This is a genomic window from Chryseobacterium paridis, from assembly GCF_016595215.1.
Lineage (GTDB): Bacteria > Bacteroidota > Bacteroidia > Flavobacteriales > Weeksellaceae > Chryseobacterium > Chryseobacterium paridis.
Map to the genome: position 1 here is coordinate 790,079 of NZ_JAENHK010000001.1, position 12,297 is coordinate 802,375.

Sequence of the window (12,297 nt, forward strand, 5' to 3'; positions counted from 1 at the left end):
GATTGATAAATTACTTGCTCATTAATTTCCAAAGCTCATTAATTACTTCCTTGTCGTCAAAATGATGTTTTACACCATTAATCTCTTGATAGTTTTCGTGGCCCTTTCCGGCTACCAGAACAATATCTTTCGGTTCTGCAAACTTGATCGCCATTTTTATGGCCTCTTTTCTATCTGGAATTGAAGTGTATTTGCTGAAGTTTTGAGGTTCAACGCCTGCTTCAATCTCTTTTATAATAATTGCCGGATCTTCGGTTCTTGGATTATCTGAAGTGATAATCGCTAACGTGGATTTCTTTGTCGCAATATTTCCCATTTCTGGTCTTTTAGAATGGTCTCTATCGCCTCCACAACCGAAGACGGTAATCAGCCTTTCATTTTTTGTCCTGATGTCATTAATGCTATCAAGAATATTTTCCAATGCATCCGGAGTATGAGCGTAATCCACGATAAAGAAGATTCCGCCATCGGATTTAAAGGTTTCAAATCTTCCGGAAACTCTTTTCAAAATACTGATAGCCTGAAGGATTTCACTTTGCTCAAATCCAAGCTCAGAAGCAATCCCAAAAACAAGCAACAGATTATATACATTAAATTTCCCTGTCAAAGTAGTCCAGAATTCTTTTCCATTGAAGTTCAATAACATTCCATTGAAATCAATTTCTAAAGCTTTTCCGTGATAATCAGCCATTGTTTTCAAAGCATAAGACCTTTTAGTAGCCTTTGTGTTTTGAAGCATCACATTCCCATTTTTATCATCAACATTGGTGATTGCAATAGCGGTATCTTGTAATTCGTCAAAGAATCTTTTCTTCGTTTTCAGATATTCATCAAATGTTTTATGATAATCTAAATGATCATGCGTAAGATTCGTAAATCCTGCTATTTTGAAATGCAGCCCCTCAATTCTGTTTTGGGAGATTCCATGAGAGCTTACTTCCATGAAGGCAAATTCACATCCTGCATCAACTGCTTTAGCCAGAATCTGATTTATCGTAATCACATCCGGAGTGGTATGTGTTGCCGGAATTATTTCATTACCAATTCTGATCTCTACTGTTGAAAGCAATGCAGAGTCAAATCCTAAATTTTTAAAAACATCAAATAGCAGTGTGGAAACAGATGTCTTTCCATTTGTTCCTGTAACACCAATAAGCTTCAGCTTTTGTGAAGGATTACCATAAAAATTGGAAGCTAGATGTCCTAAAGTTTTAGAAGAATCTTTTACTTTAACGTAAGTGATATTTTCTTCTAAATGTTCTGGAAGCTCCTCACAAACAATGGTCGTTGCTCCTTTTTCAATAGAAGATGCAATATATGAATGCCCATCTGCAACCGTTCCTCTCACTGCGATATAAAGTGAGTTTTCCGTAACCTTTCTGCTGTCGAAAACCAATTCGGAAACCTCACGGGTATTGTCACCGTGAATGTCTAGAGTTGGGATTCTATTTAATAATTCAATTAATTGCATTTCTTTGATGCTTATTATTTTTAATTCTGTAGAGATAAATATATTCTCTGGTTCTTACTGATACTTGTACCCTCTAAAGGAAATTGTTCTTTTATTCTTCCTACTCCTTTATAGTCTACACGGTATCCTAAATTTTCCAATTGTGGGATTACATTTTTACCAATTAATCCTACCACATTAGGCATTTGCTTATCATTTACTGCTATTTTAACATTCGGTTCCACCATTTTATTGAGGTTTACCTTTTTGTCAACAAGCATTTCTTTTTCAATGTTTTGAGGTGTTTTTAAGAATGTCTTTCCAGCAATTTCTTTAAAAACAGGGGCTGATACAGTAGCTCCATAAAACCCTTTTGCCGTATTTGGCTCACTGACCATTACATAGCAAGTATATTTAGGATTATCTGCCGGATAAAAGCCTGCAAAAGATGCACGGTATTTCATCGGGCCAGGAAGCCAATATTCAAATCTTGCAGTTCCGGTTTTTCCTGCCATCCTGAGGTTTGGCGTGAAAATACTTTTACCGGTTCCTTTCTCTACAGCTTTGGTTAGAGCATTGGTCATCATTTTTATGGCTTTTTCTGAAGCCATTTTATTAACCATTACCTCCGGTTTAGCATTATACATCACTTTTCCATCTTTCATGATTTTGTCGATGAATAAAGGCTTAAGCATTTTACCATTATTAGCAACTCCATTGTAGAAAGTTGCTAATTGTAATAAGTTGATGTTCGAAGAATATCCAAAAGAAATAGAAGCGAGCGTTGCTGCATTCCATCTTTTGTTTTGTGGAGTTACGATCTTAGGTCTTGTGATCCCCGGAAGTTCGATGTCCATTTTATCAAATAATTTCCAGCGTTTTAGGTGATCCAGAAATATCTGAGGCTTATCAGCATAATATTTTGTAATCAGTTTTGCTGTTCCTACGTTACTCGATTTTGCCAATACATCACTGATATCATAGGTTCCGCCGCCGTGGCCGTCTGAGATTCTTTGTTTAGCATAGGTCCAGACTCCGTTCCCAACATTTACAGTCGTATTGTCATCAATAAAACCATCATCCATTGCTGCTAAAAGCGAGATCGTTTTGAAAGTTGAACCTGGCTCTATATTATCTTTTATAGCATAATTGTAGGCATCTTCATAATCTCCGGAATCTGTTCTTCGTAGATTAACCATTGCACGAACCTTTCCGGTTGCTACTTCCATGACAATCACAGTACCATGTTTTGCTTCAAAATTGATTAATTGCTTCTCTAAAGCAGAGTGTGCAATGTCTTGAATTCTAAGGTCTAAGGTGGTGTATACATCCTCTCCGTCCACAGGTTCCTGTACTTTCCAGAAGTCGATAGGTTTCCATTGTGAAGAGTTGATCCTCTGTTCCAGTCTTTTACCGTCTGTTCCTGTTAGATATTTTGAGAATGCGCCTTCCAATCCGGATTTGTATTCGCTGTTATCCATTCCGATGGTACCTGCACCAATTTCAGAAGTGGCTAGCTCTCTTTTATAGTTTCTGTCTACGATAAATCCTCCTTTATTTTTCCCTTTTTTGAAGATCGGGAAGTTTCGGATTCTATCGTATTCATCAAAATCAAGTCCTCTTGCTAAAGTATAGTATTGATTCTTCTTTTTTTTCTGCTCGTCAAATTTTTGTCTGAATTCACTTCTTGGTTTTCCAAACATCTTGCTTAAAGAATCCGTTAAAGCTCCAATATTGTTGCTGTAGATCGTGTCTTTCATTGTTTTGAAATCAAGATAGATGTCATAACGCATTACGGTAGTAGCCAGAATAGAACCATCTGAAGCAAATAAGTTTCCACGGGCAGCCTTTAAAGTGGCTTCGCGATAATTTTTATTGATGTAATCGTCCTTAATTTCTTGAACATTAGTGTTTTGTAGAATGACGATCCTTGCTAAAAAAAGTACAAACACGGACAAAGCTACCACTGCGAAGAGGTAGCCCCACCTTAACGTTTTTTTACGTTTGTTGTCGTATTCATTTTGCTTTTGCATCTGTACTATCTAATTTTATTAGCAGTTTATGAGGGTGGTTTTCTAATGTCATTAAAGAATCCCGTGCCACTTCTTTTCCCAGCTCTGATTCCATTTTTACTTTGATCAGTTTGCTTTGTGCGTATGCATTTCGGGACTTATATTCTTCTGTTTCTTCTTTTAAAGCATTTACAATTTTGATCTTCTTATTCACTAAGTGATTGGTGTAGATCATGGCCATCATGAGAACAAATAGCAATAAAAAATACTTGTAATGTATTTTTATCTCATCACGGTTAAGAAAATTTCCTTTTATAATATCTATAAAAGTTAATCTCTTCTGTGGGCGATTTGTTGTTCTTTTAGCCAAACCTTATTATAATTGATTATTGATAAATTATGATTGATGAGTCGATCTCATTTATCAATAATGTTTTATCATTTATACTTTTATTCCTGTTCTCATCTTTGCACTTCGCGCTCTTGAGTTTTCTTCAATTTCCTTGTCGTCAGGAATAATTGCTTTGCTCTTAAGCAGTTCAAATGCCTTTTTATAATTTCCATAAATGTCTCTGGTGGGTTCTCCTTCAAACATTCCGTTCTTCAGGAATCTTTTAACCAGACGATCCTCTAGAGAGTGGTAGGAAATCACAACCAATCTTCCTTCAGGTTTTAAAACCTGGTAAGCCTGAACAAGCATTTCTTTCAAAACCTCAAGCTCTTGATTTACTTCGATTCTGATCGCCTGAAAAAGCTGTGCATAAAATTTATTAACCTTATGCGGTGGTAGATAACTGAACAATTTTTTCAGATCTTCCGTTGTATTGATGATTTTGCTTTTTCTGTGATGAACGATATCTCTGGCTAATTTTCTGGCTTCTCTTAATTCACCGTAATAGTAAAAAATATCGGCCAGCTGCTCCTCTTCATAATCATTGATCACCCTTTTAGCATCAAGGCTTTGCATGACATTCATTCTCATATCCAAAGGAGCGTCACTTCTTGTAGAGAATCCTCTTTCAGCCTCATCAAATTGGTGAGAGGATACTCCAAGATCTGCTAAAACCCCATCAACCTGAGAAACTCCATACATCAGTAAAGAGTTTTCTAAAAATCTGAAATTCTGATTGATCAAAGTAAATCTTGGATCATCAATATTATTTTTAAGAGCATCTAAGTCCTGGTCAAAACTGAATAGTTTTCCTTTATCGGAAAGTCTGCTCAAAATTTCTCTTGAATGGCCCCCACCACCAAAAGTACAGTCCACGTATGTTCCGTCTGGATTCGTCACCAAATCATCAACACTTTGCTTCAACAAAACGGGATTATGATACATGTTTTAATTTGTGTTTTGTGCCTTTTTTTAATTAGCGCAGTTATTCTTCATCGAAAGAGCCCATCACATCCTCAGCCAGACTCGCAAAATCGGTTTCGTTGGTTGAAATTACTTTTTCATAAGCATCTTTATCCCAGATTTCAAATAGCTCTCCTGCACTTGTGATCACAATATCTTTTTGGAGACTTGCGAAAAGGGTGAGATCTTTTGAAATTTGCAATCTTCCTGCATTATCCAACTCTACAGTTTTTACACCTGCTGTAAACATTCTAATGAAATCAGCATTCTTTTTAATGAATCTGTTTAGTTTATTAATTTTGTCCATCAGTTTATCCCATGCTTTCATAGGGTAGACTTCCAGACAAGGTTGAAACACGGAACGTTTGACTACAAAGGCTTTGTCTTCAAAGTTCTCCATCTGCTTGATCAGCGATGCAGGCACTTTTAAGCGACCTTTGTCGTCTATTTTACACTCATATGTTCCAATGAAATTCTTCATTTGGGACAAATTTATATAATTATTTCCAAAACTTCCCACTTTTTCCCACTTTTTGACTCAATGTTAATAAGTTTTATCAAAGATTGAAGATTGCGGGGGTAAGTGCTTGATATTTCGGATATTGGAATTGGTGTTATTTAGGCCATAACAAAAAGGATGTTAAAAAAGATCAGCAAAAAGCCTTTATTATATTATTTTTATCTTAAATTAGGAATATCAAAATATTTTTGAGGTTTAATTTGTATTTTTGCAGGGCTTTATTAAGGCGTTTTATGATATTTAGTACAAAAAAAGAAAAGAAATATACTTTTGTAGAGGCGGGAGAAGGACATCCATTGGTGCTGTTGCACGGTTTAATGGGTGGTTTGAGTAATTTCGATAAGATGGTGAATTTTTTTTCGGATAAAAGGTTTAAGGTGTATGTGCCTCAACTGCCAATCTATGATTTGCCGGTACTTAATACCAATCTTACTACCATCGCAAAATATATTATCAAGTTTATAGAGAGCCATATTTCCGAACCGGTAACGATTGTGGGGAATTCAATGGGCGGACATGTTGGGCTTATCTTAGCTTTAGCAAGACCTGATCTTGTTAAAAATCTTGTTTTGACCGGAAGTTCTGGTTTGTATGAGAGAACATTCGGTGACAGCTTTCCAAGAAAGAGTGACCGTCTTTATATAAGAAAGAAGACTGAAGAGGTTTTCTATGATCCTGCAGTAGCGACAGAGGATTTGGTGGATGAAGTTTTTGATGTGGTAAATGACAGAATGAAGGGGATTAAAACGGTAATGCTTGCCAGAAGTGCCATCAAACACAATATGCTGAATGATCTTCCCAAAATCCTGACACCAACCTGTCTGATCTGGGGAAAACAGGATAATGTAACTCCTCCTGAAGTAGCGGAGGATATGCATAAATTTATTCCTAATTCGGATTTGTTCTGGATTGATAAATGCGGCCACGCAGCAATGATGGAAAAACCAGATGAATTCAATGAAATTCTTTACAGCTGGTTAAAAGATAAAGTATAAAATAACTTAAACCATTAAGAGCTATCTTAATGGTTTGTTTTTCTAAAAAATATTCAAAAATGGTAATTAAAACTGCAGAATTTGTAAAGAGTAGCGGAAAGTGGCAGGAATGCCCGGAACCGAATATTCCCGAATATGCTTTTATTGGAAGGTCAAATGTCGGGAAATCATCATTGATCAATGCGATGATGAATCATAAGGATCTGGCAAAAACTTCACAGACTCCGGGAAAGACTCAGCTTATTAATCATTTTTTAGTTAATGAGACCTGGTACCTTACCGATTTACCTGGTTATGGATATGCTAAAGTTTCAAAAGTGATCAGAAAGGATTTTGAAAAACTGATCACGAATTATATTCTCAACAGAAAAAACCTGGTGAACCTTTTTGTTTTGGTAGATTCCAGACATACTCCACAAAAAATAGATTTAGAATTTATCCAATGGTGTGGAGAAAGCGGCGTTCCCTTTTCAATCGTATTTACCAAAGCAGATAAACTTAAACCTAATGCTGTAGTGAAAAATGTGGAAGCTTATAAGGCTGAACTTCACAAAACATGGGAGGATCTGCCGGAATTGTATGTTACTTCTGCGGAAAAGAAAGAAGGAGGGGACGAGATTTTGAGTTTTATCCAAAAGACTAATGAATTTTTAAAAAATAATAGCGTAAACTTCGATGAGTAATATAATCTGGAAAATTAAAACTTTTGAGGAATTTACTGTTCCTGAATTGTATAAGGTTTTGAAAGCCCGTATTGATGTTTTTGTCATTGAACAAAACTGCCCATACCCTGATCTGGATAATAATGATCAAAAGGGTATTCACATTTGGGCGGAAGAAGACGGAGAGGTTCTGGCATACTGCAGAGTCTTTGATAAAGGAGTAAAATATGATGAAACTTCTTTTGGGAGGGTACTGACAACAGAGCAGGCAAGAGGGAAAAGCTTAGGGAAACAGCTGATACGATATGCTATTGACACGATAGAAAATCGTTTTCACACTTCTGAAATCAAAATTTCTGCGCAGGATTATCTCATTAAGTTCTATTCAGACTTTGGTTTTATAGATACAGGAAATAAATATCTCGAAGATGATATTCCACATACGGAAATGATAAGAAAATAAAAAAGGCGAAGATTAATCTTCGCCTTTTTTGTGGTTATATAATAAAGTGTTTTTAGTTTTTACCCGTGATGGCTTTTAAAATAATAGGTTCCAGATTGGAAGGAAGATCTGCAGATTTGATCTGATAGTTTTTGATTTTCATTTCTTTGAACCAGTTTTCCCAGTATTCTTTGATAATATCTCCTTCGAAAGGATTTCCTTTGACTGGATTGATTCCTAGTACAATTACCTCAAGATTTTCTAAATCATCATTTGCTTTAATAAAGCCTAAACCATTATCCTGAATTTTTGTTTTAAAATCGGAGGAAGTAAGTTTTAAAGACTTTATTAATTCAGGTGTTAAGTAGGATGTTTTTTTACCCTCTGAAAACTTAGAGTCTTTATGATAAATATATCCATCTGTTAAAATAAAAAGGATGTTTCTATGATTGTCTTTCATACAATAATCCTTTACCTTGTTCTTAAAGAATTCCCAGATATCTGACCCTACATATTGTTTGTCTTGGATTGCAGATTGATAGATTTCTAAAGGAAGTGATGAATACTGACTTTCTACCAGACTGATGTTATCTTTGGTGGTATTTTTATCAAATGAAACCTTTAGTTTTTTAGTAAGATCATTCATTTTAGGATCTGATGGTTCGGGATTAAAAAATACCTGCATCTGATCATCAAGCTGGATAACCTTTTTTCCTTTAATATGATCTAAAAATCCCTTATCAATTGCTTTGATGTATTCGACATCTCTCTGAAAATATTCCATGGTAGGATTCGGATTTTTTTCAGGATCAATTCTATCAGAAAGATCAATCAATACGCTAATGTTTAAATTTTTTGAAGAATTACTTACGGGTGTTGATTGAACTAAAATCTTTTCTTTTGGCTTTCCACATTGGATGAAAAGAAAAGAGGTGATGAGTAGATAAAATATTTTTTTCATAACTGTTTTTATAAAATGGACATGTAAACTGAGTTCTGACTGTCTGAATTTGCACCAACCTTTCTGAGGTTTTCATTATACTTTTCCATGCATTCATCTACTAGTTTTTGAGAGTGAATTCTTTCATTGATATTGGTGATCCAGCCTTGCATATATTCTGAAGCATACAGTGTGTAATCTTTGGTGGGAATAATGACGCCATCAATAATATTCTGAAGTTCTTCAATTCTGCCTTTAGCTTTTGCAATCAGCTCTTTTATACTTCCTATATTATTTCTTACTTCTTCTTTCTGCTTTTTTAAATCCTCAATCCTTTCCTGATGTATAAGAATGTCTTTCTGTCTTCTGGTTTGTTCGTGCCTGATTTTATCTTTTTCTTTATGCTCTTTCATTACAAAATCAAAGACGAGTCCCCAAATAATGTAAACAATAAATCCAGCAAAAATAATCCCCCAAAACTGGTTCTTTGTAAATGCAATAGAAAGATCAAACGGAGGGGAGTTGAAAGTTCTATTTAGTTCATATAATTTGGATTCTATTTCATAAGCCAAAATAGCATCAAAAACAAAAGTGATGATGAAAAGCAAAGCGACTTTGGAGTAATTCACCATACTTTTATTTTCCCCAAACATATGGATCAAATATCCCAGACCCAGAAACACAAATGGAATTAAAGTAACAAATGCTCCCTCAAGAGGTCCTTCATCCCAAGCTTTATTAAATGCCTGTGCATCCAAAACACTTTGAATAATATTACCATTTGCATCAAAGTTTTTAAAGAAAGCAGAGAAGGATGTTGAAATGTAAAAGGTAAAAAGATATAAACTTATCGGAATAAGAATAATCAATCCAATCCAGAATTTTGTAGATGCTCCTTTAGTTGCTTTTACATTATATATCTCTGGATTTCTTGGGAGATCATTGATTTCGAATTTCAGTTTTTCGATTTTATCCTGGACATTTTCGATGTCTGTTCCATTATTTTTTAATTGATCTTCTTTGTTGTCTAAAGAAACTGTCAATCCTTTGATCTCGGTTTCTTTATTTTTCTGCTCGTTGAGGTAAGGTTCTTTTAGTTTATTCTGTTTTTCAACAAGTTCTTTTTCCTCATTCTGAAATTTCGAATAAATGGCATCCAGGCAAATGGATAAAGCGGTATGGTTTCCATTATTTCTGGTGCTGTCTCTATATCCGGTTTCGTGGTAAGTTCTTTTTCTGCTTTCCTCAGTCGATTCGCTGTTTAAAGATTCTATTCTCGAAAGTTGATCCTGAGGATCATCAAGTGGAACAGCTTTTAAGCGGAAGAGATTTTTGATATTGGTTGTCATAGCATTCATAACTTTTAGTTTTGTAGATCATTGAAAATATCATCTTTAGTCTTTCCCTGCTTTACAGCCTCAATGAAATAATCTGCAATATCTTTTACATTTTCCTCTAAAAATCCAAACATTGCAATATATTTTTTTAATGCTGAATATTCATTAGGAGAGACTACCCCATCTGCCCATACCATTACAGTAAGGTCATATAGATATTCTACTTTTTCCTTGAGCGTTTCGGGAATTAATGATTTTGAATTAATAGGATTCATAAGAATTTCATCCAGATTTTTGGGTGAAATGCCTCTCTCTTCTGCAGATTTATAGAGCATTTTTAGTTCTGATGCACTGAAGTCATCATCACATATAGCCATTTGGTATAACCTTAAAAAATGGGCTTTGAGATTTTCAGGGATTTGTATTATTTCCATAAATTTTTTATTTAATTATTCTGTCCCGGGTTCTGGGAATTTCTTCGTGTTCGATATCAATGGTTTCATGTTGTTTTATTTTAGCCTTCGGAATCAATTTTAAGAAGTAAATAAAAAGCAGAAGGCCAACTATAATATCAAGGACAATCCAATAAGGTTTTAAATAGAAATAGATTGGAATGAATGGATTGAAAAAGATAAAAATCAACACAAAAGCGATGAACCAAAAACGTCTGCTCCTGAATTCATTAACAATAATAACGAATGTCATGAAGGAAACTATTATTCGAAGGAATGTGTAGTAACCCATTGGTAAATCGACTATGCCTATGAAACAACAGAGTGCTGCTACAATGATTAGGTATTTCATGATCTTAGTTTTTAATTATCTTCTTAAAAGATTAATTGCAACCTGAGCAATATGCTCTGTCCACATATACTTTGCTGCTTCCAGAGTAGTAGTAACAACCACCTCTTGGGCCTACATTTAATGGAGATCCATTATAAGTACAGCCTTTACTTTTGGTATATGATCTTGAGCTTCTTTTGTTACTTTTTCGGTTTTTTTTGATTTTACTTTTCCTTGGCTTTTTAGATGAGAGTTCAGTTTTTGACGCTGTACTGTTTTCTGATGCTGAAAAGTTTGCTGGTAATAATAGACCTAAGCCTAGCAGGCTTGTAAAGATTAGTTTTTTCATAATGAATTTATTTGTATTAATATTTAATTGATTATCCTCGATGAATGATTGCTTCATTGAGCGCATTGACAATAGTTTGAATGTATTCTCTATTTTTTGAGACAAGGCTATTTGCTTCTCCTGCATTAGTGCTGATTCTTACTGAATATTCATTTTTTATAGAAAAGAGACGAAGTACTCCTACAGCAATAAGTATTAATCCTATCCAGAAAACATCTCTGGAAAAGAGAAAAGGTATTCCAAAAACAATTATTAGGACAGGTCCAATTCTATTTTTTTCAATCTCAAAAATGTGAACAGAAGAAATGTTTCTCATAGCATAAGTTTTTGATTCTGTTATATATCTAGATTGAGTAACTAAAACTGAATTATCCTGGTAAAATGTGGTTTCATGTTGAGCTTCCATAATGTTCGTTTTTTAGATATTAACTATCTCGTGTGACAGGTGTTTGAACAATAGTAACAACCATTAATGTTATTTTTTTGAGAAGGAAATAATCTTTTTGCCTCATCAACTGCTTCTTGACAAGAATAAAAACTTCCTAAATAGACTCTATTCGATATATTTGGTAAATATCTACATGAACTTTCATGAACTTCATAGTCTCCATTTGATTGTAGATTTGTGTTGATGTAATAGTCTTTTTTCATGACGTTTAATTTTAATTGGTTTAATATTCCAAAAGTATAACCCTTTAAAAACCAATCCTTACGGGAACCCGTAAAACAAAAAAACCTTTCAAAAAAATGAAAGGTTATAAAAAGAATGATTAATAGGATATTTTAAATAACTCCTAGATCTTTACAAAAAGCGACCAATTGTTCATTGCTGGTAACTTGTAATTCCTCTTTTAGAATGTTTAATTTTTTCTCTATGCTGCTTAGGCTATTAGGTTTGATGTTGTTGTTTTGAAGAAAAACAGGGATGTTTTTTTGTAGGACTCCCTGAGAAAGAAGAGAAACTAATGTAATATCATAATCGGAGAAGTCATAGCTGTTAAGTTTTTTTACTTCTTGCTTAAGATCAAGAGAGAGATAGTTTTCCCCTGCAAAGACAGAAGATATTGCTTTTTTTAATTCTTTGGAGTCATTACGTGCTTTTCGAACATAGCCATTAATTTTGTATTCTGAAAATAATGAATCAATAATCCCTGATTTATGTTCTGCAGAGAAAACAATAATTTTTAGATGTGGAAGTTCTTTCCTAATATTTTGTATTAAATCCCTGCCATCTTTTATATTTTGTTCCCGATGATCTTCTTCGTAATAAAGATCTGTAATTAGCAGATCATAAACATTTTTTTCACGGATTGATTTTTGTGTCTTTGCTAATGCATCATCACAATAATATACATAATCAAAATTGGTGATTTTAAGCTCTTCTAATGTCTTTTGTACAGAAAGATTCATACTTTCATGGTCTTCGGCTATTAAAATTTTTTTGAACATTTTT

At 34.2% G+C, this 12,297-nt stretch carries 15 protein-coding genes; 3 read left to right on the forward strand and 12 right to left on the reverse strand.

Going from position 1 to position 12,297, the window contains the following annotated elements; all coding sequences use genetic code 11:
- Positions 1–10: 10 nt before the first annotated feature.
- The 5 genes from JHL15_RS03695 to mraZ all read right to left on the reverse strand — a co-directional run bounded on the left by JHL15_RS03695 (position 11) and on the right by mraZ (position 5,297).
- Positions 11–1,471 carry a UDP-N-acetylmuramoyl-L-alanyl-D-glutamate--2,6-diaminopimelate ligase gene (locus JHL15_RS03695; RefSeq protein WP_200242947.1) on the reverse strand — a complete coding sequence of 487 codons (1,461 nt, stop codon included), beginning with the start codon at positions 1,469–1,471 and terminating at the stop codon, positions 11–13.
- 20 nt (positions 1,472–1,491) lie between these two features.
- Complete coding sequence (locus JHL15_RS03700; protein WP_200242949.1) at positions 1,492–3,483, reverse strand: penicillin-binding transpeptidase domain-containing protein; 1,992 nt, start codon at positions 3,481–3,483, stop codon at positions 1,492–1,494.
- Positions 3,467–3,832 carry an FtsL-like putative cell division protein gene (locus tag JHL15_RS03705; protein WP_002981890.1) on the reverse strand — a complete coding sequence of 122 codons (366 nt, stop codon included), beginning with the start codon at positions 3,830–3,832 and terminating at the stop codon, positions 3,467–3,469. The genes JHL15_RS03700 and JHL15_RS03705 overlap by 17 nt, the downstream gene beginning before the upstream one ends.
- 72 nt (positions 3,833–3,904) lie before the next feature.
- Entirely contained in the window at positions 3,905–4,798 is an 894-nt protein-coding gene (gene rsmH / locus JHL15_RS03710; RefSeq protein WP_200242951.1) for a 16S rRNA (cytosine(1402)-N(4))-methyltransferase RsmH, read from the reverse strand.
- A gap of 40 nt (positions 4,799–4,838) precedes the next feature.
- Positions 4,839–5,297, reverse strand: a complete 459-nt coding sequence (gene mraZ, locus JHL15_RS03715) for a division/cell wall cluster transcriptional repressor MraZ (protein ID WP_200242953.1) — start codon at positions 5,295–5,297, stop codon at positions 4,839–4,841.
- A 272-nt stretch (positions 5,298–5,569) separates the two neighbouring features.
- On the opposite strand from mraZ, the gene JHL15_RS03720 reads away from it, so the two are divergent.
- Genes JHL15_RS03720 through JHL15_RS03730 form a run of 3 tightly spaced genes read left to right on the forward strand, consistent with a single transcriptional unit; the run spans position 5,570 to position 7,456 of the window.
- On the forward strand, positions 5,570–6,331 hold the full coding sequence (locus JHL15_RS03720; protein WP_200242955.1) for an alpha/beta fold hydrolase: 762 nt from the start codon (positions 5,570–5,572) through the stop codon (positions 6,329–6,331).
- A gap of 59 nt (positions 6,332–6,390) precedes the next feature.
- Entirely contained in the window at positions 6,391–7,014 is a 624-nt protein-coding gene (gene yihA / locus JHL15_RS03725; RefSeq protein ID WP_200242957.1) for a ribosome biogenesis GTP-binding protein YihA/YsxC, read from the forward strand.
- Positions 7,007–7,456, forward strand: coding sequence for a GNAT family N-acetyltransferase (locus JHL15_RS03730; RefSeq protein ID WP_200242959.1), 450 nt, complete (start codon positions 7,007–7,009; stop codon positions 7,454–7,456). The genes yihA and JHL15_RS03730 overlap by 8 nt, the downstream gene beginning before the upstream one ends.
- 52 nt (positions 7,457–7,508) lie before the next feature.
- Here JHL15_RS03730 and JHL15_RS03735 read toward each other — a convergent pair whose 3' ends face one another.
- From JHL15_RS03735 to JHL15_RS03765, 7 genes are all read right to left on the reverse strand, one after another.
- Positions 7,509–8,396 (reverse strand): hypothetical protein, encoded by an 888-nt coding sequence (locus JHL15_RS03735; RefSeq protein WP_200242962.1) that lies wholly within the window; start codon positions 8,394–8,396, stop codon positions 7,509–7,511.
- Between the two features lie 8 nt (positions 8,397–8,404).
- A complete protein-coding gene (locus tag JHL15_RS03740) occupies positions 8,405–9,733 on the reverse strand; it encodes a beta-carotene 15,15'-monooxygenase (RefSeq protein ID WP_200242965.1) in 1,329 nt (442 codons plus the stop codon).
- Between the two features lie 5 nt (positions 9,734–9,738).
- Positions 9,739–10,146 carry a hypothetical protein gene (locus JHL15_RS03745; RefSeq protein ID WP_200242973.1) on the reverse strand — a complete coding sequence of 136 codons (408 nt, stop codon included), beginning with the start codon at positions 10,144–10,146 and terminating at the stop codon, positions 9,739–9,741.
- 7 nt (positions 10,147–10,153) lie between these two features.
- Positions 10,154–10,516 carry a DUF6804 family protein gene (locus tag JHL15_RS03750; RefSeq protein WP_200242975.1) on the reverse strand — a complete coding sequence of 121 codons (363 nt, stop codon included), beginning with the start codon at positions 10,514–10,516 and terminating at the stop codon, positions 10,154–10,156.
- Between the two features lie 31 nt (positions 10,517–10,547).
- Entirely contained in the window at positions 10,548–10,844 is a 297-nt protein-coding gene (locus JHL15_RS03755) for a hypothetical protein (RefSeq protein ID WP_200242978.1), read from the reverse strand.
- Between the two features lie 31 nt (positions 10,845–10,875).
- On the reverse strand, positions 10,876–11,250 hold the full coding sequence (locus JHL15_RS03760) for a DUF6232 family protein (RefSeq protein WP_200242980.1): 375 nt from the start codon (positions 11,248–11,250) through the stop codon (positions 10,876–10,878).
- A 377-nt stretch (positions 11,251–11,627) separates the two neighbouring features.
- On the reverse strand, positions 11,628–12,293 hold the full coding sequence (locus JHL15_RS03765; RefSeq protein WP_200242982.1) for a response regulator: 666 nt from the start codon (positions 12,291–12,293) through the stop codon (positions 11,628–11,630).
- Between the last annotated feature and the right edge of the window lie 4 nt (positions 12,294–12,297).

Bases quoted from the DNA above. Each gene is read 5' to 3' on its own strand.
- JHL15_RS03695 (WP_200242947.1), bottom strand. From the start codon at position 1,471: ATGCAATTAATTGAATTATTAAATAGAATCCCAACTCTAGACATTCAC.
- JHL15_RS03700 (WP_200242949.1), bottom strand. From the start codon at position 3,483: ATGCAAAAGCAAAATGAATACGACAACAAACGTAAAAAAACGTTAAGG.
- rsmH (WP_200242951.1), bottom strand. From the start codon at position 4,798: ATGTATCATAATCCCGTTTTGTTGAAGCAAAGTGTTGATGATTTGGTG.
- mraZ (WP_200242953.1), bottom strand. From the start codon at position 5,297: ATGAAGAATTTCATTGGAACATATGAGTGTAAAATAGACGACAAAGGT.
- JHL15_RS03720 (WP_200242955.1), top strand. From the start codon at position 5,570: ATGATATTTAGTACAAAAAAAGAAAAGAAATATACTTTTGTAGAGGCG.
- yihA (WP_200242957.1), top strand. From the start codon at position 6,391: ATGGTAATTAAAACTGCAGAATTTGTAAAGAGTAGCGGAAAGTGGCAG.
- JHL15_RS03730 (WP_200242959.1), top strand. From the start codon at position 7,007: ATGAGTAATATAATCTGGAAAATTAAAACTTTTGAGGAATTTACTGTT.
- JHL15_RS03735 (WP_200242962.1), bottom strand. From the start codon at position 8,396: ATGAAAAAAATATTTTATCTACTCATCACCTCTTTTCTTTTCATCCAA.
- JHL15_RS03740 (WP_200242965.1), bottom strand. From the start codon at position 9,733: ATGAATGCTATGACAACCAATATCAAAAATCTCTTCCGCTTAAAAGCT.
- JHL15_RS03745 (WP_200242973.1), bottom strand. From the start codon at position 10,146: ATGGAAATAATACAAATCCCTGAAAATCTCAAAGCCCATTTTTTAAGG.
- JHL15_RS03750 (WP_200242975.1), bottom strand. From the start codon at position 10,516: ATGAAATACCTAATCATTGTAGCAGCACTCTGTTGTTTCATAGGCATA.
- JHL15_RS03755 (WP_200242978.1), bottom strand. From the start codon at position 10,844: ATGAAAAAACTAATCTTTACAAGCCTGCTAGGCTTAGGTCTATTATTA.
- JHL15_RS03760 (WP_200242980.1), bottom strand. From the start codon at position 11,250: ATGGAAGCTCAACATGAAACCACATTTTACCAGGATAATTCAGTTTTA.
- JHL15_RS03765 (WP_200242982.1), bottom strand. From the start codon at position 12,293: ATGTTCAAAAAAATTTTAATAGCCGAAGACCATGAAAGTATGAATCTT.